Source organism: Caballeronia fortuita (assembly GCF_001544835.2).
GTDB lineage: Bacteria > Pseudomonadota > Gammaproteobacteria > Burkholderiales > Burkholderiaceae > Caballeronia > Caballeronia fortuita.
The window spans coordinates 307,608-334,384 of sequence record NZ_FCNX02000001.1 but is presented as its reverse complement, the minus strand read 5'-3'; the positions used below and the strand labels follow the sequence as shown (position 1 = coordinate 334,384).

Below are 26,777 nucleotides of genomic sequence, written 5' to 3'. Positions count from 1 at the left end.
TCCACTGGATTCAACGCCGCCGGCAAGCGGCCGATGGGCGTCGCTTCAGGCTTTGCAGAAAGCCTGCGCGACCTTTCTTTATCTGTTCCGGATCAAAAATCTTAACATGACGACCGCCGACCTGCCGACCGAGGAAACCGCCTCCATATTCGATGCCGACGAACTGCGCGCCTGGCTGCGGCTCGCGCACGCGAAGGGGCTGCGGCCGCTCGCGCTGCGCACGCTGCTCGGTGCGTTCGGCGGTCCGCTCGAAGTGTTGTCGGAGAGTTTTGCATCGCTCGCCGAAACCGTCGATGCGCGCGCGGCCGAAGCCGTGCTCGCGCCGCCCGGCGATATCGAAGGCGTTCCCTTCGAACACTATATTGAAGCGGCGCTCGCGTGGGCGTCTGACGCCGGCAATCACGTCCTGACACTCGCCGACGCGGCCTATCCGCAGGCGCTGCTGACGATGCCCGATCCGCCGCCGCTGCTGTACGCGAAAGGCCGGCTCGATCTGTTGCAGACGCGGGCGGTGGCCATCGTCGGGAGCCGTCATGCCACGCCGCAAGGCCTGGAAGACGCGCGCCGCTTCGCACGCGTGCTGTCCGATGCGGGGCTCGCGGTCGTGTCGGGGCCTGCGCTCGGCATCGATGCCTCCGCGCATCGCGGCGCGCTGGAGGGCGCGACGGGCACGGTATCGGTGATCGGCACCGGCGCCGATCTCGTCTATCCCGCCGCGCATCACACGCTCGCTCACGAGATTGCCCGCGACGGCGCGCTGCTCTCCGAATGGCCGCTCGGCACGCCCGCGCGCTCGGCCAACTTCCCGCAGCGCAACCGGCTGATCGCGGGATTGTCGGGCGGCGTGCTGATCGTCGAGGCTGCGATGCGCTCCGGATCGCTCATCACCGCGCGGCTCGCCAACGAAATGGGGCGCGACGTTTTCGCGATTCCCGGCTCGATTCACGCGCCGCTTTCGCAAGGTTGTCATCGGCTGATCAAGCAGGGCGCGAAGCTCGTCGAAACGCCGGAGGACGTGCTCGAAGAGTTCGGCTTTTCGCCGGCAACGGCGCGCGCGGCGGCGGCGAAACGCGCGAGGCCGCGTCCGGCGAGCGCGTCGTGGGCATCGGCGACATTGCACGACGCGCCGATCAGCGACGACGCCAGCCGCGTGCTCGCCGCGCTCGGCCACGCACCGTCCACGCTTGAAATTCTCGCGACGCGCACCGATCTCGACAGCGCGGTGTTGCAGGGCGCGCTGCTGGAGCTCGAACTGTCGGGCCGGGTGGCGGCGCTCGCCGGTGGCCGCTACACGGCGGTGGAGCGCTCGTGAGCGCGCATCGTGCTACATTCGCGAAAAATAAGCCGTCCCCGCAGTCGATACCAATAAGGAACACGCACCCGCCATGTCCGCGCTGAATCTCGATACCGATGCCGAGCGCATCGCGGAACGCATTGCCGTGCCCGGCACGCTGTTCGTCGCCTGTCTGTGCGCCGAGTGGTGCGGCACGTGCCGCGAATACCGCGAAGGGTTCGACAAGCTGGCGGACGCGCATCCGGACATCTGCTTCGCCTGGATCGATATCGAGAATCACGCCGACCGTTTTGACGACCTCGACGTCGAAAATTTTCCTACGATCCTGATCGAGGACGCGATCACGACGCGGTTTTTCGGCACGGTGCTGCCGCAGGCGTCCATCGTCGACCGGATGCTTACCGATCTGACCGCGCTGCCGGGCATGGTCGGTGCGCCGAAACTCCGCCCCGCGCTCGCTGCGGCCTGATTGCGACGCCCGCGAAACGCACGTTTCGCGTCTCTCGCAACACGCTTCGCGGACCGGATACCGAAACCTCCGGAATCGCGGTTCGACGCCCGCCGCGCAAAGCGTGTGCTATAAAGCGGTCGTTAAAGCAGTCCAAACCGGGCCGCTGCCAGTTACCAACCTTTTTGAGTCATGTCCAAAGCCCTGATCATCGCTGAGAAGCCTTCCGTCGCGAACGACATCGCGCGTGCGCTGGGCGGCTTCACCAAGCATGACGAGTACTACGAGAGCGACGACTACGTGCTCTCGTCCGCGGTCGGCCATCTGCTCGAGATCGCGGCGCCCGAGGAGTACGACGTCAAGCGCGGCAAATGGAGCTTCGCCAATCTGCCGGTGATTCCGCCGCATTTCGACCTCAATCCGATCGCGAAAAGCGAGTCGCGCCTCAAGGTGCTGACGAAGCTCATGAAGCGAAAAGATATCGACCGCCTCATCAACGCATGTGACGCGGGGCGTGAGGGCGAATTGATCTTCCGTCTGATCGCGCAGCACGCGAAGGCGAAGCAGCCGGTCCAGCGCCTGTGGCTGCAATCGATGACGCCCGCCGCGATCCGCGAAGGGTTCGCGAACCTGCGCAGCGACGCCGACATGCAGCCGCTCGCCGATGCCGCGCGCTGCCGTTCCGAAGCCGACTGGCTCGTCGGCATCAACGGCACGCGCGCGATGACCGCGTTCAACAGCAAGGGCGGCGGTTTCTTCCTGACGACCGTCGGCCGCGTGCAGACGCCAACGTTGTCGATCGTCGTCGAACGTGAAGAGAAGATTCGCCGGTTCGTGCCGCGCGATTACTGGGAAGTGCGCGCCGAGTTCATCGCCGCGAAGGGCATGTACGAAGGCCGCTGGTTCGATCCCAAGTTCAAGCGCGTCGAGAACGATCCCGAGCAGCGTGATTCGCGCCTGTGGAGTCTCGCGGCGGCGGAAACGGTCGTCGCGGCGTGCCGTGGCAAGACCGGTACCGTGACGGAAGAATCGAAGCCGTCGACGCAGATGTCGCCGCTGCTGTTCGATCTGACCAGTTTGCAGCGCGAAGCCAACGGCCGCTTCGGCTTCTCGGCGAAGAACACGCTCGGCCTCGCTCAGGCGTTGTACGAAAAGCACAAGGTGCTGACGTATCCGCGTACCGACGCGCGCGCGCTCCCCGAGGACTACCTGAACACGGTCAAAGACACGATGACCATGCTCAAGGAGAGCAACAACTATCTGCCGTTCGCGAAGCAGGTGCTCGACAAGGGCTGGGTGAAGCCGAACAAGCGCATCTTCGACAATTCGAAGATCAGCGATCACTTCGCCATCATCCCGACGCTGCAAGCGCCCAAGGCGCTGTCCGAGCCCGAGCAGAAACTTTACGACCTCGTCGTGAAGCGCTTCCTGTCGGTGTTCTTCCCGGCGGCCGAATATCTCGTGACGACGCGCATCACGGAAGTCTCGGGGCATCACTTTAAGACGGAAGGCAAAGTGCTCGTCGAGCCGGGCTGGCTGCAGGTCTACGGCCGCGAAGCCGCGGGCGAGGAAGGCAATCTCGTGCCGGTGCAGAAGGACGAGAAGGTCGATGTCGAAAAAGTCGCCGCGCACGGTCTCGTGACCAAGCCGCCCGCGCGCTACAACGAAGCGTCGCTGCTCTCGGCGATGGAAGGCGCGGGCAAGCTCGTCGAAGACGAAGAACTGCGCGACGCGATGGCCGCAAAGGGTCTCGGCACGCCGGCGACGCGCGCGGCGATCATCGAAGGTCTGCTCGGCGAGAAGTACATGGTGCGCGAAGGCCGCGAACTGATTCCGACTGCCAAGGCATTTCAATTGATGACCTTGCTGCGCGGCCTTGGCGTCGAGGAACTGACCGCGCCGGAATTGACCGGACAGTGGGAACACAAGCTGTCGCAGATGGAGCGCGGCAACCTGCATCGCGATGCGTTCATGCAGGAAATCGCGCGCATGACGCAGACCATCGTCAAACGCGCGAAGGAGTACGACTCCGACACGATTCCCGGCGATTACGCGACGCTCGAAACACCGTGCCCGAACTGCGGCGCGCAGGTGAAGGAAAACTATCGGCGGTTCGCATGCACGAAGTGCGAGTTCTCGATCTCGAAGATTCCCGGCGGACGTCAGTTCGAGATTCCGGAAGTCGAGGAATTGCTGCGCGAGAAAACCATCGGGCCGCTGTCGGGTTTCCGCAGCAAAATGGGCCGTCCGTTCTCGGCGATTCTCAAGCTCGCCTTCGACGATGAAATCAAGAACTACAAGCTCGAGTTCGATTTCGGCCAGGACAGCGGCGGCGAAGACGGTGAACCGCCCGACTTCTCTGATCAGACGCCCGTCGGCGCGTGCCCGAAATGCCACTCGCGCGTGTTCGAGCACGGCATGAGCTATGTGTGCGAAAACTCGGTGTCGAATCCGAAGACCTGCGATTTCCGTTCGGGCAAGGTGATTCTTCAACAGGAAATCACGCGCGATCAGATGGCAAAGCTGTTGAACGAAGGCCGCACCGATCTGCTGACGAACTTCAAGTCGTCGCGCACGGGACGCAACTTCAAGGCGTTTCTCGTGAAGCAGCCTGACGGCAAGATCGGCTTCGAGTTCGAGAAGAAGGAAGCGAAACCGGGCGCGAAAACCGCGGCGAAGCGCGGCGCGGCGGCGGAAGCCCAGGCCGATGGCGACGACAACGGCGACAGCGATGTCGCCGTGGCCGCCAAGACCACGTCGGCGAAAACTGCCGCGAAGAAGGCGCCTGCCAAGAAGGCCGCCGCGAAGAAAGCCGCGGCGAAGAAGACAAGCTGATCGTCCGTTCGGATCGCTGCAAAGAAAAACCCCTGCGAATCGCTTCGCAGGGGTTTTTTATTTGCGACGCGCGCGAGCCCTTCAGAAAGGCGAAGCGGCCGGCTGACGCCCTCGCGTGCGCGACGGCTTTGACAGCTTCGGTGCCAGCTCGCCGTCGATCGCGCGCGAACGCGGCGGCGGCGTCGCCGGTTCGTCGGCGTGCTCGTAGTGCGGATGCGTGTCGGGCCGGCCGCGTCCGTTGCGAATCCATTGCTCGCCGAGTTGATGATTCGGCGTCTGGCTGAAATGCTCAACGAGATGGTCGATGAACGTCCGCACCTTCGCCGGCAGGTGACGGCGGCTCGGATACGCGACGTTGATTTCGACCTGCGGCAATTGATAATCGCCGAGCAGGCGCACGAGCTGGCCGCGCGTCGTATCGTTGCCGATCAGGTAACTCGGCAGAATCGCGATACCCATGCCGAGCAGCGCGAACTGCCGCAGCATTTCGGTATTGTTCGCGATGATCACGTTCTGCGGACGCACGCGCACTTCGCCGTCCGGTCCGGTGAACACGCGCTCGTCGCCCCAATACTCCGACGGCAAGCTCAGGCACGGATGCTCGAGCAGGTGCTCGGGACGCGTCGGCGTGCCGTGGGTTTCGAGATACGCGGGCGTCGCGCAGACGGTCATGCAACCCGTCGTCAGACGCCGCGTGACGACGCTCGCGCTCTTGACCTGGCGCGCGATCACGATGCCGACATCGAAACCTTCCTCGACCAGATCGACCTGACGATCGACAAGCGTCACGTCCGGCACGACTTTCGGATAGCGCTGTGCATACGTCTGTAACACGGGCGCGAGATTATGCAGACCGAACACGACAGGCGCGACGATCCGAAGCGAACCGAGCGGTTCGTGATTGCGCGCAACCACCATCTGTTCGACGTCTTCCAGTTCGTCGAGAATTTGCCGCGCCCGCTCCAGATAAACCTGGCCGGACTCGGTCAGCGATAGGCTGCGCGTCGTGCGGTTGAGCAAGCGCGTGCCGAGGCGGCCTTCGAGGTCCGCGACGTGGCGCGTGGCTACCGCATTGGAGATGTCCATCGCGCTTGCGGCCCGGGCGAAACTCCCGAGATCCGCGACGCGGACGAACACTCTCATCGACTGCAAATGATCCATAAGACAACTCCTGCCGCTAGACGGCTCGAATTCTGCTGCAAAGCAATTCAGGATTATCCTAGGACCGGCGGTTTCGTGCAGAAGTTGCCGGGAAGCACCGGAAAGTCGAAAAAAATCTGGCAGTTAGGCGACTTACGCAGGTGAAAGATCACCGATTGTTGCGATTCGCACAACGCGCGCGTCGCTGAATTTCCGTCGAGAGAATTTTGAAGACTCTTGCAGCGTCTATTTCGACGGTGTAAGCAGCAAGAAAATCGGACCCGTCGCGCGGGTCCGATATTTGGGGATTGATTCAATTCTTGAGACAAACCGCGCGCAGCATCACGCCGCGCGAATCGCTCACACGGCCAGACGCTTCTCCATGCCGGCCTTCGCGTCCGGCAGTGCTTGCGGCAAACCGAGCTTCAACTTCGTGAAAAGTTCGTCGTGGAGGGCGAGTTCGTCGCGCCAGGCGGTGTCGTTGACCGAGATCACCTGTTCGAACTGCTCGCGCGTGAATCCGAGCGCGCCCCAGTCGATGTCCTCGTAGCGCGGCGAGATGCCGAACGCGTGCTCCTCGCCCTGCGCCGTGCCTTCGATGCGCCCGATCATCCAGTTCAGCACGCGCATGTTCTCGCCGAAGCCCGGCCACACGAACTTGCCGTCGTCGCCCTTGCGGAACCAGTTGACGCAGAAAAACTTCGGCGCCTTCGCGCTCGACCGTTCCAGACGCTCGCCCATCTTCAGCCAGTGCCCGAAGTAATCGGCCATGTTGTAGCCGCAGAACGGCAGCATCGCGAAGGGATCGCGACGCACGACGCCCTGCTGGCCTGCTGCGGCGGCGGTGGTTTCGGAGCCCATCGTCGCGGCCATGTAGACGCCTTCCTTCCAGTCGCGCGCTTCGGTGACGAGCGGCACGGTGTTGGAGCGGCGTCCGCCGAAGACGAACGCGTCGATCGGCACGCCGGCCGGATTTTCCCAGTCGGCATCGATCGACGGACACTGCGACGCCGGCGCCGTGAAGCGCGCGTTCGGATGCGCGGCCTTCGCGCCGGTTTCCTTCGCGATCGCCGGCGTCCAGTCGCGGCCCTGCCAGTCGATCAGATGCGCGGGCGGCGTGTCGGTCATGCCTTCCCACCAGACGTCGCCGTCGTCGGTCAGCGCGACGTTGGTGAAGATCACGTTTTCCTTCAGCGTGGCCATCGCGTTGAAGTTCGTCTTTTCGCTCGTGCCCGGCGCGACGCCGAAATAGCCCGCCTCCGGGTTGATCGCGTACAGGCGGCCATCGCGGCCTGGCTTGATCCACGCGATATCGTCGCCGATGGTCGTCACTTTCCAGCCGTTAAGATCGCTCGGCGGAATCAGCATCGCGAAATTGGTCTTGCCGCACGCCGACGGGAACGCCGCCGCGACGTGATATTTGCGGCCTTGCGGCGATGTCACGCCGAGAATCAGCATGTGCTCCGCGAGCCAGCCTTCGTCGCGGCCCATCGTCGACGCGATGCGTAGCGCGAAGCACTTCTTGCCGAGCAGCGCGTTGCCGCCGTAGCCCGAGCCGAAGCTCCAGATTTCGCGCTTTTCAGGAAAATGGACGATGTACTTGGTGTCGTTGCACGGCCACGGCACGTCCTTGCGGCCATCGGCCAGCGGCGCGCCGACCGAATGCACGCACGGCACGAACTCGCCGTTGTCGCCGAGCACGTCGTACACGGCGCGGCCCATGCGCGTCATGATGCGCATGTTCGTCACGACGTAAGGACTATCCGACAATTCCACGCCGATGTGTGCGATCGGCGAGCCGAGCGGGCCCATCGAGAACGGCACGACGTACATCGTGCGGCCGCGCATCGAGCCGTCGAAAAGGCCGTCGAGCGTCACGCGCATTTCCTGCGGATCGATCCAGTTGTTCGTGGGGCCGGCGTCTTCGCGGCGCTGCGAGCAGATGAAGGTGCGATCCTCGACGCGCGCCACATCCGATGGATCCGAGCACGCCAGGAAGGAATTCGGGCGCTTCTCGGGATTGAGCTTCTTCATCGTGCCGGCATCGACCATCAGTTGGCATAGCCGGTCATATTCTTCCTGCGAACCGTCGCACCATTCGATCCGATCCGGCTTGGTCAGAGCCGCGATCTGCTGCACCCATTCAATGAGTCTTTGATGCCGGACATAGGCCGGCGCTTCGATCTGGACGGCGTTTTTGTTGTGGTCTTCGACTACTGCGGGCTGGTTCATCGAGCTGTCTCCGTTCTTCTGCAATGAAAACCAATGGCCCATCTGACGCTGCATGCGAGAGGCGTTTGCGATCCGAACCGCCGGGCGTTTTCGTGCCTTATCCAACGCGCTTTCTTCGCACGAAATGCGGTTCATCAGCCAATGCGGCGTCACGGGCATGAATTCTTCAAACTACCTACCGTACTGGCTCGCGGCTTGCGCCGCCAAGGAACAAACTGTTAAAAAGAGATACTAAATGGCCTGTCTCATCGCGGACCACCGTGTTTTCCGCGACTTGTCTTCGATTTATCATTCGGCGCCGTCGTCCGGCTGTTCCACGCGCCGTGAAAATGGGGAGTCAAGCATAACACTGCGTAGCGTCAGTTCAGTGATGCAGCGCAAATAACGATGAATACAGCGCAGTTAGTTGGTACTTACCCGAATTTAACCGCTCTATTCTCGCCTTCGATTAAAAAGCAGCACGTTTGATGCCCAACAAAAGCCAATCAATGCCCATGAAAATCGCCATTCTCGACGACTACCAGGACGCCGTCCGGAAGCTCGATTGCTTCCACTTACTCGATGACCATGAAGTGAAGGTCTTCAATAACACGGTGCGTGGTCTTGGACAGTTGGCGAGCCGGCTTTCGGAAGTCGACGCGCTCGTTCTCATTCGCGAACGCACGCGTATCAGCTCTCAACTACTCGATAAGTGCCCGAAACTGCGCATGATCAGCCAGACGGGACGCGCGGGCGGCGGGCATATCGATATCGACGCGTGCACCGAGCGGGGCATCGCGGTACTGGAGGGCACGGGTTCGCCGGTCGCGCCTGCGGAACTGACGTGGGCGCTCATCATGGCGGCGCAGCGTCGCATTCCGCAGTACGTCGCCAACCTGAAGCAGGGCGCGTGGCAGCAGTCGGGGCTAAAGACGTCGGCACTGCCGCCGAATTTCGGTCTGGGCCAGGTTCTGCGCGGACAGACGCTCGGCATCTGGGGCTACGGCAAGATTGGTCAGATGGTCGCGGGATACGGCAAGGCGTTCGGCATGAACGTGCTCATCTACGGACGCGAGCACTCGCTAAGCGCCGCGCGCGAAGATGGCTTCGCGGTCGCCGAAAGCCGCGAAGCGCTGTTCGAACAGAGCGACGTGCTCACGCTGCATCTGCGTCTCACCGACGACACCGTCGGCATCGTCAAGCAGGACGATCTCATGCGCATGAAGCCGACCGCGCTTTTCGTCAACACGAGCCGCGCCGAACTGCTCGAAGAGAACGCGCTGCTCAATTCGCTGCATCACAACCGGCCAGGCATGGTCGCGGTCGATGTCTTCGAAAGCGAGCCGATCCTGCAAGGTTATGGCCTGCTGCGTCTGGAGAACGTGATCTGCACGCCGCATATCGGCTATGTGGAGCGCGAGAGTTACGAACTGTACTTCGGCGCGGCGTTCAGGAATATCCTCGCGTTCGATGCCGGCGATACGTCGAGCGTCTTCAACAAGGAAGCGCTTCAGCACGTGCGTCGCCGTTGAGTTTCGGCGCGGCGCCGGAAGTCAGGGCTGCGAGATATCGATCGACGGCTCGCAGCGCACCGGAAAATTCACCGAGTTCGCGATGAAGCAGAAGCGATGCGCCTCTTCGTGCAGGCGCATCGCGAGATCGGCGTCGCTGCCGGCGCCCAGCGTCACGCGCGGGCGCAGCAACACATCGACGAAATGCCCGTCGCCTTTCGATTCCTCCTGCATCGTGCCGATGGCTTCATCGACATAACCGGTCACGGCGATCTTGTTCGTCGCGCACAGGTGCAGGTACCAGAGCATGTGGCACGACGACAGCGACGCCACGAACAACTCCTCCGGGTTGTGACGCGCAGGGTCGCCGCGAAACGCCGGATCGCTCGATGCTTCGATCGCCGTCTTCGTGCCGACGCGCACGAGATGATCGCGCGAATACGCGTCGTAGGCCGATGTGCCGGAACCGAGATTGCCCGTCCAGTCGACGGTCAGTTGGTACGTATGTTTCTTCGCCACGGTCGGCTCCTCAAGCACTACGCGAAGCGGTTTCCATCAAACGCGGCAGTTGCGCAAGAAAATCCTCGCCGTCCGCGCGGCCCAGGTCATAAGCATGTTGCATTTGCGACGGACTCGTATAGTCCCAGCTCGAAATCGGCACTTTGCGCGATGGCTGAATGTAGACGCGCTTTTGTTCGCCGTGCGGCACGACGAACAATCGCTCGCGCGGATAAAGACGCGTGACCATGACGAGGACGATTCCCGGCGATGCATCGAGCGCGGAGACGGGCACGTTGTCGACCATGCCGCCGTCGAGCACCGGGCGGCCGTTGCGTCGAAGAATCGGTGTGAACGGCGGCGTGCTCGACGACTGCAGGATGAGATCGGCGAGATCGTCGATCGTCGCGCATTCCTGCGCCTTCACAAATTCCGGATGGAAACCGAGCGTCTGACCGAGCGTCGGATGCAGCGTCTTGCGCACGTATTTCTCGATGTTGTACGCGATGAGACCCGCCGCGACCGCGCTGCGTGCGCCGAGCCAGCGCGGCAGATGCGACACGCCGATGCGGATTTCGGGCGCCGTCGCGAGTTCGTGGAAGCGGTCCGCGAAGATGTCGAGCAGCGCCTGCCGATAGATGCGGTAATGCGGAAACACCGATTGGCCGCGCAGCAGGTTGCCCCAGTAGGCGTTTCGCGTGTTGTCGCGGAGCGCGCGGGCGTAGTAGTCCATTACCCAGCGCGACTCGTTGGTGTAGAGCATGCACGCGGTGGCCGCGCCTGCCGAGATGCCGGCGATGACGCGCGGCTTCAACTTCAATTCCGGCTGGATGACGTCCCAGAATCCGGCTTGCCACCAGCAGCGGTTTCCGCCGCCGGCGAATACGACCTGGTCGAACATTTACTTGTCGTTCACTTGTTGATGAGCGCGTAGGTGGTTGTGGCGTGCGCGACGAGTTCGCCTCGATCGTCGTGCATGCCGATTTCGCCAAAGACGAGATTGCGGCCGCGGCGCTGGATGTGCGCGGTGATGAGCACGTCGCCCGACTTCACCGGACGCATGAAAGTAGTGTTGAGGGAAACCGTGGTCATCGGCTGGAAGCCGCCGAGGACGTGTGAAATGGCGACGACCATCGCGGTATCGGCGGTTGCCATGAAGACCTGACCGCAGATGACGCCGCCGGCGTGACGCAGGTGGTCCGAATACGGCAAGCGCAGCGTGATGGCGTTCTCGGCGATGGATTCGGGCGCGAGGCGCAGTTCCTTGACCCACGGTGCGAGGATGCTGTCGAGCAAGGCGCGGATGGCGGCTTCGTCCATGTTCTTGTATGCGTAGCGGTCGCGGGAGATGCGCCATGATAACCGGGCGTTGCCAAGCCGCCGTTCGGTCCGTGGACGCGTTCGTGTGAAGTCTAAGAATTTTCTTCGCGAAGGGCTTGCGCTTCTGCAAATAACACCGCTATAATTTCGCTTCTGTTGGGGCGTTAGCTCAGTTGGTAGAGCAGCGGACTCTTAATCCGTAGGTCGAGTGTTCGAGTCACTCACGCCCCACCAAAGAAATCAAGCACTTAGCCCACCTTTTCGGTGGGCTTTTTGCTTTCTGGCCATTTATTGCTGCAATTTTGCTGCATTGGAAATTTGCGGCAAACCTGCTGCACCTGCCAATCATGCCCACGCGGCGACGCTACACTTTAATTTGGGAGTAGCGACCGCATGGCAACAATCAACAACCGTGGCCCTCATCAATGGCAGGCCACCGTCCGACGCAAAGGGTACCCTTCACAGTCGGAAACCCACAGAACCAAAACCCAGGCCGAAGCCTGGGCGCGCAGAATCGAAGCACAGATGGACGCGGGCACCTTCCGCGACCGCCGGGTCATTGCCGGGGTTACTCTCAGCGATGCGCTCGAAGAATACCTGACGTCCGTCACGTCGAAAAAGCGCAGTGAAACGTCAGAACGCAATCGCATCAAGCAGCTCCAGCGCCATCCAATAGCCCAACGCCTCATTGGTAGCCTACAGGCCGCCGACTTCACCCGCTACCGCGAAGAGCGGCTGGCAGTGGTCAGTCCCACGACCGTGCGCCTGGAACTGGCGGTGCTCTCACACCTGTATACCATCGCCATCAAGGAATGGTCTTGGCCGCTCACGCACGAACCGAAGAACGTGTCGAAGCCCAAGGCCGAAGAGGGCCGCGAGCGGCGACTCGATGCCGATGAAGAAATGCGTCTGCGCGCAGCCGTTCACCGCCCGAAAGCGCGCTCCGCTATTTGGCTGGAAGCCTGCATCGACATTGCACTGTAAAGCGGTATGCGTGCGGGCGAACTCCTGAGCCTCACGTGGGACCAGGTTGACTTCGACCAATGCTGTGCCCGGTTGGAGCAAACCAAGAACGGTAGTCGCCGTACGGTCGGCCTGTCACACAAGGCGATAAGCGTGCTCCAGAACCTGCCCCGAACCGGCGATAGAGTCATCGCCAATTTCTACGATACCTCCGGACTAGACCGGGCATTCGCGAGTGCGTGCAAAGCGGCAGGCATCGAAGGCCTGCGTTTTCACGACCTGCGCCATGAAGCGGCATCGCGATTCGCACCTACCATGCAAGTGCAAGACCTTGCAAAGCTCATGGGCTGGAAAACGCTTCAAATGGCAATGAGATATTACAACCCGACCGACTCCGAAATCCTGGCGCTGGTTCGCCGTGCGACCACGAAACCTCCATCGCAGCATACAGCCGACACCCAGCCGCCAGTTACGGAACGCATTCCCGCGCCCAGCTTCGCACCCGTGGGAACCATCCCGACCGCGTCCTTTATGGTCAAGATGACTCCGCCCACATACGCCTCGCAGATAATACGGACGGCCTGACAGCTACTGGTTTTGTACGCGCCCGGAACGCGGGCGCGTACAAACTCAACGCGGCACAAAAAAGTAGCAGAAAATACTAAGGTTTCCTACCAGTTACGCCTGACTACCCTTTCATCACGATGTTTCTTCCTATACTGATGGCAGTCATGTGGCTGCATGACATAGGAACGTAACAAGTGCCTCCCCTTCTTTCTCCACGAGACCTGGCCGCCGCGCTGGGCATCGCTGAACAAACCATCTACCACCGCCACTCGTGCGGTGGTGACCTTCCTTCCTGCCTGCCTGAAGCTGGGCCGACTCCTGCGCTTTCGCCGCGAGGATGTCGAGGCGTGGTTGCAGCAAAAGCTGTCGCCCTGCACGCCATCACCAGCAGCAGCAATCCTCGTGCGTCCGACGCGCCGACGCGGACGGCCAACCATCGCGGAACAACTCGCGGCAGCTCGCCGTCCACATTAAGCCCCCAATCAGATGAGCAAGACTCTTCCTTACAACCCCATTGGCTTCGCTGAACGCCTGGAAGCAACGGGCGATTACGCCGCAAGTGAGCGACAGGTGTTTCATTGGTGCGGGACGCATTGGCAAACGGTGCCCGAAGATGAGCTGAAAAGCGAGGCGCTTCAATGGTTGCATCATCACACGACTTGGCCAGCATCGGCGGCTAATGCACGCGCCGCCTACGACACAGCCCTGCTGTTTTTGCCCAAATTGAAGGCACCGGATGCCGCACGTACCATCATTCCGATGATGAACGGCTACCTGCACATTGACGGCGCTGTCATGCACTTGGGGCCGCACGACAAAGCATGTGGCCTGCGGCATGTGCTCAATTGCAGCTACGACCCAGCAGCACCATCACCGGCAGAATTCGTTGCGTTTCTGGAGCGCGTACTACCCGACGAGGCTGTACGTTTGCGTGTGCAGGAATACGTCGGCTACACGCTGACCTCGGACGCACGACACCAGCGAGCGCAGATTTTCGTCGGCAGTGGAGCCAACGGCAAGGGCGTACTGTCAAACATCGTGCAGGAGCTTCATGCGCGAACAGCCGCCGTACAACTGAACAACCTGGAAGGTTTCAGGATGTCCAACATGATTGGCGCGTCGCTGATTTTCTGCGACGAGGCTCCGCAACGCGGCATCGACGAGCAGGCCCTGAAATCCCTCGTCGCGGGCGAACTCGTGCAGATTGACCGCAAGTATCGCGACCCGGTTGATACCCGTATCACCGGGAAATTTCTGATTCTGGCCAATCACATCCCGGCGGTAACAGACCAGTCGCACGGATTCTGGCGTCGGTTCGACATCGTGCCGTTCGATGTCGAAATCCCGCCTGCCGAACGCGACCCGATGCTGGCTCAGCGCATCATCACGGACGAACTTCCGGGCGTGTTGAACTGGGCCTTGCACGGCCTGACGCGATTGCTTACGCGTGGCCGGTTCGATGAGTGCCTGCCTCCTGCCATGCAGCTTACCAGCGAAAATGCGAAGGTCGAAACCAACTCCGTTGCCGCCTTGGTTTAGGAAGCGGACATTAGCTTGCTGACGGTAACCGACACACTAAAGTCCGATGCGTACGACCACTATGCCGTTTGGTGCAAGGCCAATGGTATGGCAGCGGTCGCATCTCCGAAGTATTGGAAGCGCGTCCCAGACGCACTGGGCGGTGAAGTGCTGTTCCACCGCAAAGCGACGGCACGCGGCTATGTGCGTACCTGCAATATCAGCTTGCCAACGTAGTCGGACTGATTCCCTGGTTGCGAAACCGCCGCATTAATGCGGCGGTTTTCTTGATGACCAGCATGACCACGTCCGATTGCAAATCTTTTTCCTATCCTGAATCGGTTTCGGGATGGAAGAAAAAGAAGTTTTGAAAATCACATGGTCAAGCTGGTCATCCGATGAGGGCCGCTGCTCGGGCCGCAACCAGGCAATCCAGCCGACATCGCGCATCATTATGTGCTGCTGGCTTCAACGCATAAAAACACCGCCGGGGTCAGCGCACCCGGCGGTGCTCACAGTCGGATTTATGACCGTGAAGAGAAAGAGAACGGATGGCGCGGTGCTGACTCTGGCCTGGACGACGTCCGCCCCCATGACCTCATCAATAAGCAAACCTGATTTCCTCATTTGAGTATAGCGTCGGCTTGAACATGATGATGCTGTCAATCCCGTCTTGTTTCCAGCCCGCCGCCAACAGGTCGCGGCACAGCTTCACCTGGAACGTCGGCGCACATACAAACACGACCTTGGCCCATCGCAAGCCGTGAGGCAGCAACGTCGAGCCGGACGGACGCATCGCATCGTCTCTGACCGCCGTGAGCCAAACCAGCAGGCGCTGATGGTCTCGGGCATTGCGACGACTCTTCTCGGTCTCCATCCACCAGATACGCCGCCCATCGTTGAACAGCACATCCGGTTTTTTAGCAGCGACACCATCCACTCCACCGAACCATCGTCCCCGTGCGACCTCGTTTTCGGTAGTGACACGAAAACCCGCAGTAATACCACTCACAGCGAGCTGATTTCCAACACTGCGATGCATGAACTGCGCGGCGCTGAACTGGCGTACCAGGTCTTTGCCGGTTTCGGCAGGTACGCCGAGTTCCCGCAATCGGCGCGCGCCGCCTTCAGCCAGCGAGTAAATCACGCTGCCATTCATTGCCTGGCCATGCAGCACCTGTCGAGCCGCCCGCAGGCGTTTCAATGTCCGCTGCGCCATGCGCAGCGCCGAAGCTGTTGGTACAACGGGTTTGAAATCCGGTTCACCAACGGGCCGCTGCGCCCAGCGCGTCCAGACAGTGGCTGCAATATCCTGAGAACGCGCCCAGCCTAGGCGGTGTAGCGTTCTCAAAACCTTGACTTCATTTTCGAGCGCGCGCACGCGCCCGTCTTTCTGTGTTGCCATTGGGTTATCTCGATTGTCTTGATAACCCGTATAGCGAAAATTCTCCCCGTTCGTTTGCCTCTACGACCAGGAGCGAACAGGGGGAACGAAGCTGCTAACGCAGCTCAGGCCACCGTGACCTTAGCTGGGCTGAACGCCCAGACGGTCACTCGACGGGCTGAACGCCCGTCATGCCCTGAACCCCACGGGCGCCCCACTCTGCGAGCGGGCAAGGCGCTCACTGTGGCCCGCTGGACGCGTTCCAAGCGGCAGCGTTGCCGCCGGTCTGGCGACTGACCACCTTGCCCGCTCGCAGAGCTCGGGGCGCCGGGGCTATGGCCCCCCGCGAATCTGCCAGCCCGTTGGCGGGCTTCTGAGCACTAGGATGCTCAGCGATTCGCGGCTCCCCCCGCAGCCCATTGACCCGCCTAGGGGCGGGCGCGCTGGCCTGGGCGGCAGGCTGAACGCCCTTGCCCCACACCCTCCGGGCGTGGCTCCTTTGCGTCAGCGGCTGAGGCCCCTGACTGCGCGCACTTCGGCTTGCGAGACGGGCACGACTCTGTCGTGCATAGGTCGCGTCCCGTCGGGCCGCTACTCCGGCATCGGGGCAGCAGCAAGCACGGCTGTGCTTCGCGGTTTCGTCATCCATGACACTCGAATGTACGTCGGGTGCGCCAGCACGCAAGGCCAGGCGCTACGCGCGCGTTTCTCGCCCGGTCCCTGCGGGCTGCGGCCTGCGAACGCGACCTTGCCTGCTGGCTTCATCACCCGACGTGCCATTTCGACACGGACGACGAACCCACGAAGCACAGCAGCATCAAGCACGACCGCCGACCCCGATTCCGGTCAACGTGACGGGACTCGGAATCCTCGAACCCAGCGAGCATTGGAAAACACATATGGAAAACCTTGACGACCTGAGCACCATTTTCGGTGAAGCGGTTTCGATTTACACACGCACACAAGCCATTTCAGATGGGAGCGCTAATTGATGTCAGTGCAACGGCACGCGAAGCAGGTTTCCGTATCCCGGTAGCAATGACGCTCGCGGCCTGGGATGACTGTGTGGCATGGACCGAGCGCGACAGCAAACGGCAAACCGCGCAGGACGGGGCAGGGCGACTGTGGGATGTTGTGTGGATGGCTTACCTCGCCGCCCGCAGTGCCAAAGGCAACTGCTGCCCGTTCCGGCTCTATCGCGTTGCGCGTGGCGGACACTCGACCCGGCCCCGGCTCACGACGCTTCATCTGCACATCGGCCCCGGCGATGACGGCGACCCCGTTGTCACCGTCCTGGTGCCGAACGAAGACTGATTCAGCGCGGCGCGCCGACGGTCGGCGCGCTCATTCCACCCGCTCAACAAAGGAGAGCAACTATGACGATGAACCCTCTCAACCCAGCAACCGGCCTTCCGATGACCGACGACAGCTACGGCGGCGTCGATGTCGGCGGCAATCCGTGGGGAACCCGGCTCGAAATAAATCACCCGTGGTCAGCGCCTTTTTGGAACTATCCGTGTGACATGTAACGTCACCTGTGACGCCGGACCAGCGGCCTGCATGAAGCAGGTCGTTCCGCTGGAAAATTATTTTGCGGTTTCCCGCGTTAGCAGCCAATCATGCCCCTTTGCCGAACGTGTACGGGTACATGCCCAACTGCATGTAACGGTGCTGATATAAACGGCTCTGACAACCTCGACCAGCTTCTGGTCACCCACTCCCCGGCGGATGCTGCCGCCGCCGAAAGCGCTACTGTCGTTGACGGTGTAGCCGCCATCGACGGCGCAGCGCGAGACGTTGGCCTGAAATCGGTTCGTGCCTGGGTGCCCGATACCACAGGCAAACGGCGTTCAGCGGGCGCGGAACGGGCGCAACGGCACCGCGAGCGCAAGGAGCGCGACGGCATGAAGCAAATCAGCGTAACGCTGCCGAGCGACCTGCACCCCGCGTTGCGGGAGTTTGCCAAACGCACACGAGACGGCGAGCCTGTCGATTCCGTGCTGCGCGAGATTTTCCCGGCCCCGCCGCTCGCTGTACCCATTGTCCCCGCTACGTCGGTCGCGCCCACAGCACCTGCCGTCATTTCGTTCGAAGCCCGACTCGAAATGCTCGTCGGGAGCCTTCCGGCGTGGCGACAATGGATACTGCGGCTGCTACTGCCGCCCGCCGACTGTCCGTTGGCTGCTGGGGCGACCTCCGCGCGTTAGGATGCGCAGCGACAACCGACTCCCGCCAGCATGTTGTCGATTGGCGTGCGGGCCAATGCGATTGCGTGGACTGCGTCCGGCCTCGCGCCTGCGCCAGTCCGCCGTTCAACCTGGCCCCCCCGGCTTCCACCGGTGACTGCGAGCTGCAGGCTTGCCGACCAAACCCGGTATCCCGCGCATAGGTCGCAGCTCGCGACCGCGACATCGGTTTCGTCTCCAAATGGTGCTTCCACCATAATTCCCGATTGCCCCGCCCAATCCAAGCAACCTTACGCGAGCCTGCCGGCCAAACGAGGTCGAGCGCCTACCGCGCGTATCGACCTAGGCACCTGCGTACCCTATGGGTGAAATGACCAACTAGGAATTGATGGCGTGGCGCGGGCGATAGCGCATATGTGATGCGTCTGGCAGAAAGTCCGGGGAGCTTGGCATAATTCGGGCCATTGCCTAAGAAACATGAAGGAAGCCACACTGTGTCTCGACTGACCGACCTGATAGCCCAGGCCAAAGCCAAAGACCATAAAATGGGGGCGGATTTAGAGCGTGAAATCAATGTCTTGCTGGAGCGGTTGCCCTTCGGCCTGAATTTCGAGCGCCACAAGCCGGAGGCCGTCGAACTGCCCCTGCGTCCCGTCCGCAAGGGCGACAAAGTGCGCGTGCTGCCGCCGCGCGGCTCAGTGGAGAAGGGCGACCAGCGCCTTTGGCAGGTAGCTAAACTTCGCAAGGATGGTGACCGCAGGGTGGCCGACCTGGAACTTTACAAGGCTGAGCAACCCGCGGTGCAGACCATACCGCTTGATGACTTGGTGGTGGTGGCCGAGTTTGGCGACAAGATTTTTCCTGGCCTAGTCAGCACAGGCAAAGTGGAGCGCGGCGGCGACCGTCCATACCATACAGTCATCAATGGTGAAAACTATCACGTGTTGAAGGCTCTCACTTACACGCATCGCGGTAAGGTCGATGCTATTTACATCGACCCGCCGTACAACACCGGGGCGAAAGACTGGAAATACAACAACGATTACGTGGAGAGTGACGACCTATATCGGCATAGCAAGTGGCTTGCCATGATGGAGCGTCGATTGCTAATTGCCCGGGAATTACTGAATCCAGAAGATTCGGTATTGATAGTCAGCATAGACGAGAAGGAATATCTACGTCTTGGTCTTTTGCTTGAATAAATTTTTCCTGAAGCAAGCATCTCAATGGTAAGTAGCGTTATCAATCCAGCAGGTGCTGGGCGTGATTCCGATTTCTCACGAACAGATGAATATATTTTCTTTGCCCGATTCGGTTCTGCAAGCGTGGCACCTGAGGGGCGCATGGCAGGGGAAACAGCTGTAGTCTGGGACACGCTGAGACGAAGCAGTCTTGCAGGGGCGCGCGGAAACAAAGGGCCTGGAGCATGCGGACCTAATCAATTTTTTCCCGTCTACGTTGACAAAGAAACTGGTGTTATCTCCGCAATAGGAGAGCCGCTTCCTGAAAATGTTGCCGTAAACGATGCTCCTGCTATGAAGGGTTGCATAACTGTGCTTCCAATTCGGCCTGATGGTACGGAGATGAATTGGGGCATCACCCCGGGAGTGGCTAAACGTCTTCTCGAAAACGGATATTTGCGCGCAGGAAAAGCCAAACTGAAGGAACCGCAGAAATACGTTATTAGCTATTTGACCTCAGGGATAGTCAACGACATTGAAGCAGGCGTTGCGATTTTGCGCGGGAAAAATCCAGACGGTACGGTCGATGCATTTTATCCATCCGGACGGGACAAAATGCCCACAACGAATTGGAATCGCCCATCGCATGACGCACAGCAATATGGCACGAAGGTTGTTAATGCCTTGTTGTCGAACCGTCCTTTCCCCTACCCCAAGTCGTTATATGCGGTGGAGGATGCACTACGTTTCTTCATTGGCGGAAAGCCAAACGCGATAGTCGTTGATTTTTTCGCGGGTTCCGGCACGACAGCCCATGCAGTGATTCGACTAAACAAGCAAGACAACGGATTGCGCCAATGTATCTCCGTTACGAATAATGAGGTTGCAGCCAAAGAGCACGATGCACTTCGCAAACAAGAATTGCGACCCGGCGACCCAAATTGGGAAAAACTCGGCATCTGCGACTACATCACCAAGCCGCGCGTAGCCGCCGCCGTGACGGGCATTACGCCCAGTGGCGAACCCATCCGGGGCGACTACAAATTTATTGATGAGTTTCCGATGTCCGACGGCTTCGAGGCCAACGCCGAGTTCTTCACGCTAACCTACGAAACCCCTGTCGCCGTCAATCACAGCATCGCCTTCACGCGCGTCTCACCCCTGCTGTGGCTGCGCGCGGGCAGTCGCGGCAAGCGCATCGACAAGCTGCCACCCGATGGCTGGGCTGTGGTCGATGCCTACGGCTTGCTTTCCGACGTGGACGCCACCGACGCATTTGTAAAAGCCATCAAGAAGTCCAATGGCTTGCGCGTGGCCTTCATCGTGACGGATGACGACCGGCGCTTTCAGAACATCGTGCGCCGCCTGCCCGACCATGTTGAGCCAGTACGCCTGTACGAGTCGTACCTGACCAACTTCAATTTCGCGAAAGGGGATTAAGGGATGAAGTTCACCCTAAAGGACTATCAGGATAAGGCAGTACGCGAGGTTCTGGAAAATCTCAAGAAAACGCGCAAGCGGTGGCATGAGGACAAAGAGCGCAACGCCTTTTCCCTTTCCGCCGTCACGGGTGCGGGTAAGACGGTGATGGCCGCTGCTGTGTTCGAAGCGCTATTCCACGGTAGCGAGGAATTTAACTTTGAGCGCGACCCTGGCGCAATCGTGATTTGGTTCAGCGATAGTCCCGCGCTGAACGAGCAAACGCGCTTTCGGTTCATGGAGGTGTCCGACCGCATCAACCCATACACCGATTTGAAGGTGGTGGAGGCCGACAACTTCAACCGTTCCAAGTTCGAGGCTGGGAAAATCTATTTCCTGAACACGCAGAAGTTCGGCCAAAACAGCCTGCTGGTGCGCGGCTTCGACCAGGAGGTGGACGCACGCCAAGGCGTTTTGCTCGACACTCGCCCCGACTTGCGCGCCTTCACGCTTTGGGACGTCATTAAGAACACCATTGATGACCCCAGCTTGACACTGTATTTCGTACTGGATGAAGCGCACCGAGGTATGGGACGGGCGACAGGCGCAGCAGAGCGCGCCACCATCGTTACCCGTCTTATCAATGGGGAAAAGGGTATTCCTGGTTTGCCCGTCGTCTGGGGTATTTCCGCTACCGTCCAGCGATTTGAGGAAGCCATGCGGGTTGCTCAGAAGCGCACCCGCCTTGACCCCGTCGTGGTCGATTCCGCGCTGGTCCAGGAATCTGGCCTGCTCAAAGACACCATCATTCTCGACATACCAGAAGGCGCGGGTGACTTCGATACGCTGCTGGTGCGCCGTGGCACCGACCAGCTTAAACAATCCACCCTGGCATGGGCCGAATATGCAAAAGCGCAGGACGATTCCCCGCGCGTCACCCCGTTGATGGTGCTGCAAGTGCCTAACAACCCCAATGCCAATGACATAGCCAAGGCACTGGATACTATCTTTGAACGCTGGCCTGATTTGCCCCGCGATTGCGTGGCAAACGTCTTTGGGGAACACCGCACAGAGCAGTTTGGCGGCTTCTCGGTTCCCTATATCTCGCCCGAGCAAGTGCAAGACCATGCTTGGATACGTATATTGATTGCCAAAGACGCCATCAGCACCGGTTGGGATTGCCCCCGCGCCGAGGTGATGGTGTCGTTTCGGCCCGCCACCGACCAAACCCACATCACGCAGCTATTGGGCCGCATGGTGCGTACCCCGCTGGCGCGGCGCATTCCTAGCAATGACATGTTGAACTCTGTCTATTGCCTGCTACCGCACTTCGACAAGGACACGGCGAAGGCTGTAGTCAATATGCTGATGACGGGCGACGACGACACAAAGCCCAAATTCGGGCGTGTCCTTATCAACCCCTCCACGATGGGGCCAAACCCGAATGTGTCGGAACCCGTGTGGGAGAAGTTCGTCTCCCTGCCTTCGCAGACCCGTCCACAGCAAAGCGCCAAGCCCGCCAAGCGCCTGACGGCGCTGGCCCAGGAGTTGATTACCGACAACTTCCTACCCGGCGCGGGCAAGAAAGCCCATGACCTGATGCATAAGGTGCTGGATGACGCGCGGGAAAAATTCAAGGACAAAATAGAGGCCAGGCGCACGGCGGTACTGGAAATTGAAGGCGTAACGGTCAAGGGCAACATTAAAGACCAGGTCATGTCGTTGGACGGTTTTTCCGAAGCCGCAGACATGGCCGTGATACACGATATGTTCCAGCGGGCAGCGCGTGTGTTCAGCCTGCCCATCGCCAAATCGTATGCACACTACTTGGCGATGCAATTGGCAGAGCCCGACGACCAGGACGACCTGGAAGAAAAGCTGATGGAAGCCGAGGTGGAAATCGCTGCCTTGGGGCTAGTGGGCGAGGTGCAGCCTTTTTACGATGCCGCCGCCGACCAACACGCCAAGGCATGGTTTGCCGAATACAAGCCGCGCATCAAGCAGCTTTCCGACGACCGGGAAGAGGCTTACCGCGAGATTCTGGAAATGAGCGCTGATCCGCAAGACGTCGACATGCTCAAACCTTCGGCCAAGGCCGAAATGACGGCGGTACACGAGAACGGGCAGGACACGCCCATTCCTACCTATCCGCTCCATCTGCTGTGCGATGGGCAGGGAAACTACCCGGCGCAACTCAACGCTTGGGAAGTCGCAGTGCTGAAACAGGAAAGCCAGCGCGCAGGTTTTCAGTTTTGGTATCGCAACCCCCAGCAGCCGGGGCCGTCGTCGCTGGGCATCGCGTATCAGGACCATGACCAATATCTGATACTGCGGCCGGACTTCATCTTCTTTGCCGATGAAGGCGGCAAGGTGGTTGCCGATTTGATAGACCCGCATGGCATCCACCTGAGCGATGCGCTACCCAAGCTGCGCGGCCTGGCGGCTTACGCTGCCGCGCATCACCCCGGCGCGTTCCGGCGCATCGAATCCGTGGCCGAGGTCAAGGGCAAACTACGCATGCTCGACCTGACCCGCGCCGAAGTGCGCGATGCCATCTTCGCTGCGACGTTGACCGCGACGGGCCTCTTCGAAGGCCCGCTGGCATCGGATTACCTGGATTAGCGGGCACGTAGCTGCCACGGCCTACGTGCTTGCGCGAAACATAGCTATCGCCGACACTATGCCTAGCGTTGCTGCAATTTTGCTGCACTGGACGCGGCAAATAGCGGTAAATCGCAGGAAGCAGCAGTAGGCTAAGCTGTTGATTTTTATGGAACAGGTTGAAAATCTCCCTGTATCATAAGGGCGACGGAAGCGACTCTTAATCCGTAGGTCGAGTGTTCGAGTCACTCACGCCCCACCACAAGATTTGAAGGGCTGCGCACTGCGCAGCCCTTTTTCGTTTCCGTCTCAAGTTTCCGCCTCAAACCCTCCGCTCCCCTCCCCAGCAACAACTCCCGCAACACAGAGCGATGACACCGCGCCTCATCCTCGCAATAGCACCCGACCGAAAAGTTCGCCCCATGCGACAGCGCCGCCAGCAGATCCAGCGTCTTGCTCGCGGCCGGCTCGGCCATTTCCGCCTTGAACTTCTTCGCGAAAGCGCGGAATTCCTTGTCGTTTTTGGCGTGCAGCGCTTCGGTGACCAGTTCCGGCGTCGGCGCTAACACCGGATACCAGACATCGTAGAAATCGCGTTTCGCAAACTCGGCCTTCGGCACGCCGCGCGGCGGCCGCCGCACCGTGCCGATGCGCAGTCCTTCGTTCTCCGCGCGCGGCGTCCCTAGTCTCACGATTCGTATCGCCATCGTTGGTCTCCTTCGATAAACACGGTCGTAAAAGCATACCCGCTGACATCGCTTTGAAAGCTGCCGCGCATCCGGCGAGCGGAACCCCACGTCTTCCCGTATCGTTTCGGATTATTCTCCGCCCGCTTACATCCCGGAATGCCCGCCGTGCCCACCGAAGAACGCCCCCACCACCTGCCTAGCGATCCCGACTCGCCGATGACCCCGCTCGAGCGGCGCGGCATGGCCGCGATCCTGCTCTCGGTCGCGCTTGCGACGCTCGACACCGCGATCGCCAACACCGCCCTGCCCGCCATCGCCGCCGATCTGCATACGACGCCCGCCGCTTCCGTCTGGATTATCAACGCCTATCAACTCGCGATGGTCGCGACGCTGCTGCCCTTCGCCGCGCTCGGCGGCATCCTCGGGCATCGGCGCGTGTACCTCGGCGGACTCGTCGTGTTCCTGATCGCGTCAGCGGTGTGCGCGTTCTCGTGGTCGCTGCCGACGCTCGTCGGCGCGCGTCTGCTGCAAGGTCTCGGCGCAAGCGCGATCATGAGCGTCAACGCGGCGCTCATCAGCGCGATCTTTCCGCCGCATCGGCTGGGGCGTGGCGTCGGTTTGAATGCGCTCGTCGTCGGAATCGCGTTCGCGGTCGGGCCGACGGTCGCGTCGATCGTTCTTTCGCTCGGCACGTGGCCGTGGCTTTTCGCAGTGAATCTGCCGGTCGGCGTGTTTGCGCTGATGATCGCGTGGCCGTCGCTGCCGCAGACGAAGCGCGCCGCCCACGGCTTCGATCGCTTCGCCGCGCTGCTCAACGTCGTCACGTTCGCGTCGCTGATCTTCGCGCTCGGCGAAGCGGCCCAGCGCGCGCCGAGGCATACGGTGCTCGCGTCGTTCGGCGTCGCGCTCGTCGCGGGCGTCCTGCTGCTGCGGCGCGAACGCGGCCATCCCGCGCCGATGCTGCCCGTCGATCTCTTCCGACGTCCGATGTTCGCGCTATCGACGATGACCGCCATTTGCTCTTTCGCCGCGCAAGGGCTCGCGTTCGTGTCGCTGCCGTTCTTCTTCGAAAGCGTGCTGGGCCGCAGCCAGGTCGAAACCGGCTTTCTGATGACGCCGTGGTCCGCGCTCGTCGCTTTGATGGCGCCGATCGCCGGGCGCATGTCCGACCGTCACGCACCCGGCATTCTGGGCGGCATCGGACTCGCGATTCTGTGTGTGGGAATGATCTCGCTCGCGATGCTGCCCGCAGAGCCGCATGCGCTGGAAATCTGCATCCGCATGGCGATCTGCGGCGCAGGCTTCGGCTTCTTTCAGTCGCCGAACCTGAAGGCGTTCATGTCGAGCGCGCCGCGCGAACGCAGCGGCGGCGCGAGCGGCATGATCGCGACATCGCGTCTGATCGGGCAGGCGACGGGCGCGGCGCTCGTCGCGCTGTGCTTCAGCATCGCCGGGAAACATGGGCCGGCGCTCGCGCTGTCGCTCGGCGCGGCGTTCGCGGGTGTCGGCAGTATCGCGAGCGGATTGCGCCTCGTGACGCGCAATCCATCGGCTGAACGCATCGTGGGAGACCCTTCGCGAGAGGCGTGAGCGCGGCTACATCCTGCGCGCTTACATCCCGCGCGCTTACATTCTGCGCACTTTCACCTTGCGGCCCTTGAGCTTGCCCGCGCTCAGCTTGCGCACCGCGTCGTCCGCGACGGTTCGCTCGATGGCCACGTAGGTCACCATGTCCATCACGTTGATCTTGCCGATCTGCTTGCCGTCGAAACCCGCTTCGCCGGTGAGCGCGCCGAGCACGTCGCCGGGGCGGATCTTGTCCTTGCGGCCGCCCAGGATTTGCAGCGTCGCCATCGGCGGTTTCAGGTGCCCCGGTTCGGCCGACGTCAGTTCGTCGATCGGATGCCAATCCACTTCAGCGCGCTGCGCCTCTTCGATCGCGCCGACGCGTCCCATCTCGTCCATGCTCGCGAGCGACAGCGCCCAGCCTTCCTCGCCTGCACGCCCCGTCCGGCCGATGCGATGCACGTGCACTTCCGGGTCCGGCGTCACATCGACGTTGATGACCGCTTCCAATTGCGCGATGTCGAGCCCGCGCGCGGCGACATCGGTCGCAACGAGCACCGAGCAACTGCGGTTCGCGAACTGCACGAGCACCTGATCGCGCTCGCGCTGCTCCAGTTCGCCGTGCAGCGTCAGCGCTTCGAAGCCTTGCGCGCGCAACACGTCGAGCAGATCGCGGCATTGCTGCTTCGTGTTGCAGAACGCGAGCGTGCTCACCGGCCGATAGTGATCGAGCAGCAAGCCGACCGCATGCAGGCGTTCGTGATCCTCGACCTGATAGAAACGCTGCTTGATCTTCGCGTTGCTGTGCTGCTCCGTGAGCTTGATTTCGCGGGGATTGCGCAGGAATTGCTGGCTCAGTTTCGCGATGCCTTCCGGATACGTCGCAGAAAACAGCAAGGTCTGGCGATCCTTCGGACATTGGCGCGCGACGGAAGCGATGTCGTCGAAGAAGCCCATGTCGAGCATGCGATCGGCTTCGTCGAGGACGAGCGTGCGGACCGCGTCGAGCGAGAGCGTTTCGCGCTGCAGATGATCCATGATGCGACCCGGCGTGCCGACGATAATGTGCGCGCCGTGCTCCAGACTCGCGATCTGCGGACGCATCGGCGTGCCGCCGCACAGCGTCAGCACTTTTACGTTCTCTTCGGCGCGCGCGAGGCGGCGGATTTCCTGCGTGACCTGATCGGCGAGCTCGCGCGTCGGACAGAGGACGAGCGCTTGCACCGTGAAACGGCTTGCGTCGAGTTTGGAGAGCAGCGGCAGCGTGAACGCGGCGGTCTTGCCGCTGCCGGTTTTTGCCTGCGCGATGAGATCGTGGCCCGCGAGCGCCGGCGGCAGGCTCGCGGCCTGGATCGGCGTCATCGACAGATAGCCGAGCTGCTGCAGGTTCGACTGCATCGCCGGCGAAAGCGACAGGCTGCTGAAAGAGGTGTCGGTGGTCATGTC

General features: G+C 61.2%; 22 protein-coding genes and 1 tRNA gene. 15 read left to right on the top strand and 8 right to left on the bottom strand.

The window, feature by feature from the left end:
* The first annotated feature begins 106 nt into the window (after positions 1–106).
* The 3 genes from dprA (at position 107) to AWB77_RS01525 (ending at position 4,577) form a co-directional block, all read left to right on the top strand.
* Positions 107–1,312, top strand: a complete 1,206-nt coding sequence (gene dprA / locus AWB77_RS01535) for a DNA-processing protein DprA (protein WP_061132620.1) — start codon at positions 107–109, stop codon at positions 1,310–1,312.
* Between the two features lie 73 nt (positions 1,313–1,385).
* Positions 1,386–1,763 (top strand): thioredoxin family protein, encoded by a 378-nt coding sequence (locus AWB77_RS01530; RefSeq protein ID WP_061132619.1) that lies wholly within the window; start codon positions 1,386–1,388, stop codon positions 1,761–1,763.
* A 171-nt stretch (positions 1,764–1,934) separates the two neighbouring features.
* Positions 1,935–4,577 carry a DNA topoisomerase III gene (locus AWB77_RS01525; protein ID WP_061132618.1) on the top strand — a complete coding sequence of 881 codons (2,643 nt, stop codon included), beginning with the start codon at positions 1,935–1,937 and terminating at the stop codon, positions 4,575–4,577.
* Between the two features lie 81 nt (positions 4,578–4,658).
* Here the strand turns inward: AWB77_RS01525 and gvmR are convergent, their stop codons facing one another.
* Positions 4,659–5,738: a transcriptional regulator GvmR gene (gene gvmR / locus AWB77_RS01520; protein ID WP_061132617.1), complete on the bottom strand. Its 1,080-nt coding sequence runs from the start codon at positions 5,736–5,738 to the stop codon at positions 4,659–4,661.
* Positions 5,739–6,077: 339 nt separating this feature from the next.
* Positions 6,078–7,949 carry a phosphoenolpyruvate carboxykinase (GTP) gene (locus AWB77_RS01515; RefSeq protein ID WP_061133113.1) on the bottom strand — a complete coding sequence of 624 codons (1,872 nt, stop codon included), beginning with the start codon at positions 7,947–7,949 and terminating at the stop codon, positions 6,078–6,080.
* A gap of 494 nt (positions 7,950–8,443) precedes the next feature.
* On the opposite strand from AWB77_RS01515, the gene AWB77_RS01510 reads away from it, so the two are divergent.
* Entirely contained in the window at positions 8,444–9,460 is a 1,017-nt protein-coding gene (locus AWB77_RS01510; protein ID WP_061132616.1) for a D-2-hydroxyacid dehydrogenase family protein, read from the top strand.
* A 21-nt stretch (positions 9,461–9,481) separates the two neighbouring features.
* Here AWB77_RS01510 and AWB77_RS01505 read toward each other — a convergent pair whose 3' ends face one another.
* Genes AWB77_RS01505 through AWB77_RS01495 form a run of 3 tightly spaced genes read right to left on the bottom strand, consistent with a single transcriptional unit; the run spans position 9,482 to position 11,257 of the window.
* Positions 9,482–9,958, bottom strand: a complete 477-nt coding sequence (locus AWB77_RS01505; protein ID WP_061132615.1) for an OsmC family protein — start codon at positions 9,956–9,958, stop codon at positions 9,482–9,484.
* 10 nt (positions 9,959–9,968) lie between these two features.
* Positions 9,969–10,838, bottom strand: a complete 870-nt coding sequence (locus tag AWB77_RS01500; protein ID WP_061132614.1) for a patatin-like phospholipase family protein — start codon at positions 10,836–10,838, stop codon at positions 9,969–9,971.
* 11 nt (positions 10,839–10,849) lie between these two features.
* Entirely contained in the window at positions 10,850–11,257 is a 408-nt protein-coding gene (locus tag AWB77_RS01495) for a PaaI family thioesterase (protein ID WP_061132613.1), read from the bottom strand.
* A gap of 158 nt (positions 11,258–11,415) precedes the next feature.
* Here AWB77_RS01495 and AWB77_RS01490 point away from each other — a divergent pair.
* The 4 genes from AWB77_RS01490 to AWB77_RS01475 all read left to right on the top strand — a co-directional run bounded on the left by AWB77_RS01490 (position 11,416) and on the right by AWB77_RS01475 (position 14,326).
* Positions 11,416–11,491 (top strand) — tRNA-Lys (locus AWB77_RS01490).
* Between the two features lie 159 nt (positions 11,492–11,650).
* Positions 11,651–12,241 (top strand): site-specific integrase, encoded by a 591-nt coding sequence (locus tag AWB77_RS01485; RefSeq protein ID WP_157694721.1) that lies wholly within the window; start codon positions 11,651–11,653, stop codon positions 12,239–12,241.
* A 6-nt stretch (positions 12,242–12,247) separates the two neighbouring features.
* Positions 12,248–12,805 (top strand): site-specific integrase, encoded by a 558-nt coding sequence (locus AWB77_RS01480; RefSeq protein ID WP_061132611.1) that lies wholly within the window; start codon positions 12,248–12,250, stop codon positions 12,803–12,805.
* 468 nt (positions 12,806–13,273) lie between these two features.
* Entirely contained in the window at positions 13,274–14,326 is a 1,053-nt protein-coding gene (locus tag AWB77_RS01475) for a DNA primase family protein (protein ID WP_208601483.1), read from the top strand.
* A 580-nt stretch (positions 14,327–14,906) separates the two neighbouring features.
* Here the strand turns inward: AWB77_RS01475 and AWB77_RS01470 are convergent.
* Positions 14,907–15,710, bottom strand: coding sequence for a hypothetical protein (locus AWB77_RS01470; RefSeq protein ID WP_061132610.1), 804 nt, complete (start codon positions 15,708–15,710; stop codon positions 14,907–14,909).
* Between the two features lie 954 nt (positions 15,711–16,664).
* On the opposite strand from AWB77_RS01470, the gene AWB77_RS01465 reads away from it, so the two are divergent.
* The 6 genes from AWB77_RS01465 to AWB77_RS01450 all read left to right on the top strand — a co-directional run bounded on the left by AWB77_RS01465 (position 16,665) and on the right by AWB77_RS01450 (position 23,097).
* Positions 16,665–17,003 (top strand): DUF6573 family protein, encoded by a 339-nt coding sequence (locus AWB77_RS01465; protein ID WP_244158381.1) that lies wholly within the window; start codon positions 16,665–16,667, stop codon positions 17,001–17,003.
* Between the two features lie 62 nt (positions 17,004–17,065).
* Positions 17,066–17,218 carry a peptidase gene (locus AWB77_RS34125; RefSeq protein ID WP_074168824.1) on the top strand — a complete coding sequence of 51 codons (153 nt, stop codon included), beginning with the start codon at positions 17,066–17,068 and terminating at the stop codon, positions 17,216–17,218.
* A 375-nt stretch (positions 17,219–17,593) separates the two neighbouring features.
* Entirely contained in the window at positions 17,594–17,896 is a 303-nt protein-coding gene (locus tag AWB77_RS35505; protein WP_157694720.1) for a hypothetical protein, read from the top strand.
* A 473-nt stretch (positions 17,897–18,369) separates the two neighbouring features.
* On the top strand, positions 18,370–19,077 hold the full coding sequence (locus AWB77_RS36575) for a DNA methyltransferase (RefSeq protein WP_208601482.1): 708 nt from the start codon (positions 18,370–18,372) through the stop codon (positions 19,075–19,077).
* 24 nt (positions 19,078–19,101) lie between these two features.
* A complete protein-coding gene (locus AWB77_RS01455) occupies positions 19,102–20,496 on the top strand; it encodes a DNA methyltransferase (protein WP_208601481.1) in 1,395 nt (464 codons plus the stop codon).
* 3 nt (positions 20,497–20,499) lie between these two features.
* Positions 20,500–23,097, top strand: a complete 2,598-nt coding sequence (locus tag AWB77_RS01450) for a DEAD/DEAH box helicase (protein WP_061132608.1) — start codon at positions 20,500–20,502, stop codon at positions 23,095–23,097.
* Positions 23,098–23,321: 224 nt separating this feature from the next.
* Here AWB77_RS01450 and AWB77_RS01445 read toward each other — a convergent pair whose 3' ends face one another.
* Positions 23,322–23,783: a DUF488 domain-containing protein gene (locus AWB77_RS01445; protein ID WP_096031075.1), complete on the bottom strand. Its 462-nt coding sequence runs from the start codon at positions 23,781–23,783 to the stop codon at positions 23,322–23,324.
* A gap of 198 nt (positions 23,784–23,981) precedes the next feature.
* Here AWB77_RS01445 and AWB77_RS01440 point away from each other — a divergent pair, with 198 nt between their 5' ends.
* Positions 23,982–25,355: an MFS transporter gene (locus AWB77_RS01440; protein WP_061133112.1), complete on the top strand. Its 1,374-nt coding sequence runs from the start codon at positions 23,982–23,984 to the stop codon at positions 25,353–25,355.
* A 36-nt stretch (positions 25,356–25,391) separates the two neighbouring features.
* Here the strand turns inward: AWB77_RS01440 and dbpA are convergent, their stop codons facing one another.
* A complete protein-coding gene (dbpA, locus tag AWB77_RS01435) occupies positions 25,392–26,774 on the bottom strand; it encodes an ATP-dependent RNA helicase DbpA (protein WP_061132607.1) in 1,383 nt (460 codons plus the stop codon).
* Positions 26,775–26,777: the final 3 nt, after the last annotated feature.

What these genes read in the sequence shown, in the direction of transcription:
- dprA (WP_061132620.1), top strand. Translation starts at nt 107, where the DNA reads ATGACGACCGCCGACCTGCCGACCGAGGAAACCGCCTCCATATTCGAT.
- AWB77_RS01530 (WP_061132619.1), top strand. Translation starts at nt 1,386, where the DNA reads ATGTCCGCGCTGAATCTCGATACCGATGCCGAGCGCATCGCGGAACGC.
- AWB77_RS01525 (WP_061132618.1), top strand. Translation starts at nt 1,935, where the DNA reads ATGTCCAAAGCCCTGATCATCGCTGAGAAGCCTTCCGTCGCGAACGAC.
- gvmR (WP_061132617.1), bottom strand. Translation starts at nt 5,738, where the DNA reads ATGGATCATTTGCAGTCGATGAGAGTGTTCGTCCGCGTCGCGGATCTC.
- AWB77_RS01515 (WP_061133113.1), bottom strand. Translation starts at nt 7,949, where the DNA reads ATGAACCAGCCCGCAGTAGTCGAAGACCACAACAAAAACGCCGTCCAG.
- AWB77_RS01510 (WP_061132616.1), top strand. Translation starts at nt 8,444, where the DNA reads ATGAAAATCGCCATTCTCGACGACTACCAGGACGCCGTCCGGAAGCTC.
- AWB77_RS01500 (WP_061132614.1), bottom strand. Translation starts at nt 10,838, where the DNA reads ATGTTCGACCAGGTCGTATTCGCCGGCGGCGGAAACCGCTGCTGGTGG.
- AWB77_RS01495 (WP_061132613.1), bottom strand. Translation starts at nt 11,257, where the DNA reads ATGGACGAAGCCGCCATCCGCGCCTTGCTCGACAGCATCCTCGCACCG.
- AWB77_RS01485 (WP_157694721.1), top strand. Translation starts at nt 11,651, where the DNA reads ATGGCAACAATCAACAACCGTGGCCCTCATCAATGGCAGGCCACCGTC.
- AWB77_RS01480 (WP_061132611.1), top strand. Translation starts at nt 12,248, where the DNA reads ATGCGTGCGGGCGAACTCCTGAGCCTCACGTGGGACCAGGTTGACTTC.
- AWB77_RS01475 (WP_208601483.1), top strand. Translation starts at nt 13,274, where the DNA reads ATGAGCAAGACTCTTCCTTACAACCCCATTGGCTTCGCTGAACGCCTG.
- AWB77_RS01470 (WP_061132610.1), bottom strand. Translation starts at nt 15,710, where the DNA reads ATGGCAACACAGAAAGACGGGCGCGTGCGCGCGCTCGAAAATGAAGTC.
- AWB77_RS01465 (WP_244158381.1), top strand. Translation starts at nt 16,665, where the DNA reads ATGGGAGCGCTAATTGATGTCAGTGCAACGGCACGCGAAGCAGGTTTC.
- AWB77_RS34125 (WP_074168824.1), top strand. Translation starts at nt 17,066, where the DNA reads ATGACGATGAACCCTCTCAACCCAGCAACCGGCCTTCCGATGACCGAC.
- AWB77_RS35505 (WP_157694720.1), top strand. Translation starts at nt 17,594, where the DNA reads ATGAAGCAAATCAGCGTAACGCTGCCGAGCGACCTGCACCCCGCGTTG.
- AWB77_RS01455 (WP_208601481.1), top strand. Translation starts at nt 19,102, where the DNA reads ATGGTAAGTAGCGTTATCAATCCAGCAGGTGCTGGGCGTGATTCCGAT.
- AWB77_RS01450 (WP_061132608.1), top strand. Translation starts at nt 20,500, where the DNA reads ATGAAGTTCACCCTAAAGGACTATCAGGATAAGGCAGTACGCGAGGTT.
- AWB77_RS01445 (WP_096031075.1), bottom strand. Translation starts at nt 23,783, where the DNA reads ATGGCGATACGAATCGTGAGACTAGGGACGCCGCGCGCGGAGAACGAA.
- AWB77_RS01440 (WP_061133112.1), top strand. Translation starts at nt 23,982, where the DNA reads ATGACCCCGCTCGAGCGGCGCGGCATGGCCGCGATCCTGCTCTCGGTC.
- dbpA (WP_061132607.1), bottom strand. Translation starts at nt 26,774, where the DNA reads ATGACCACCGACACCTCTTTCAGCAGCCTGTCGCTTTCGCCGGCGATG.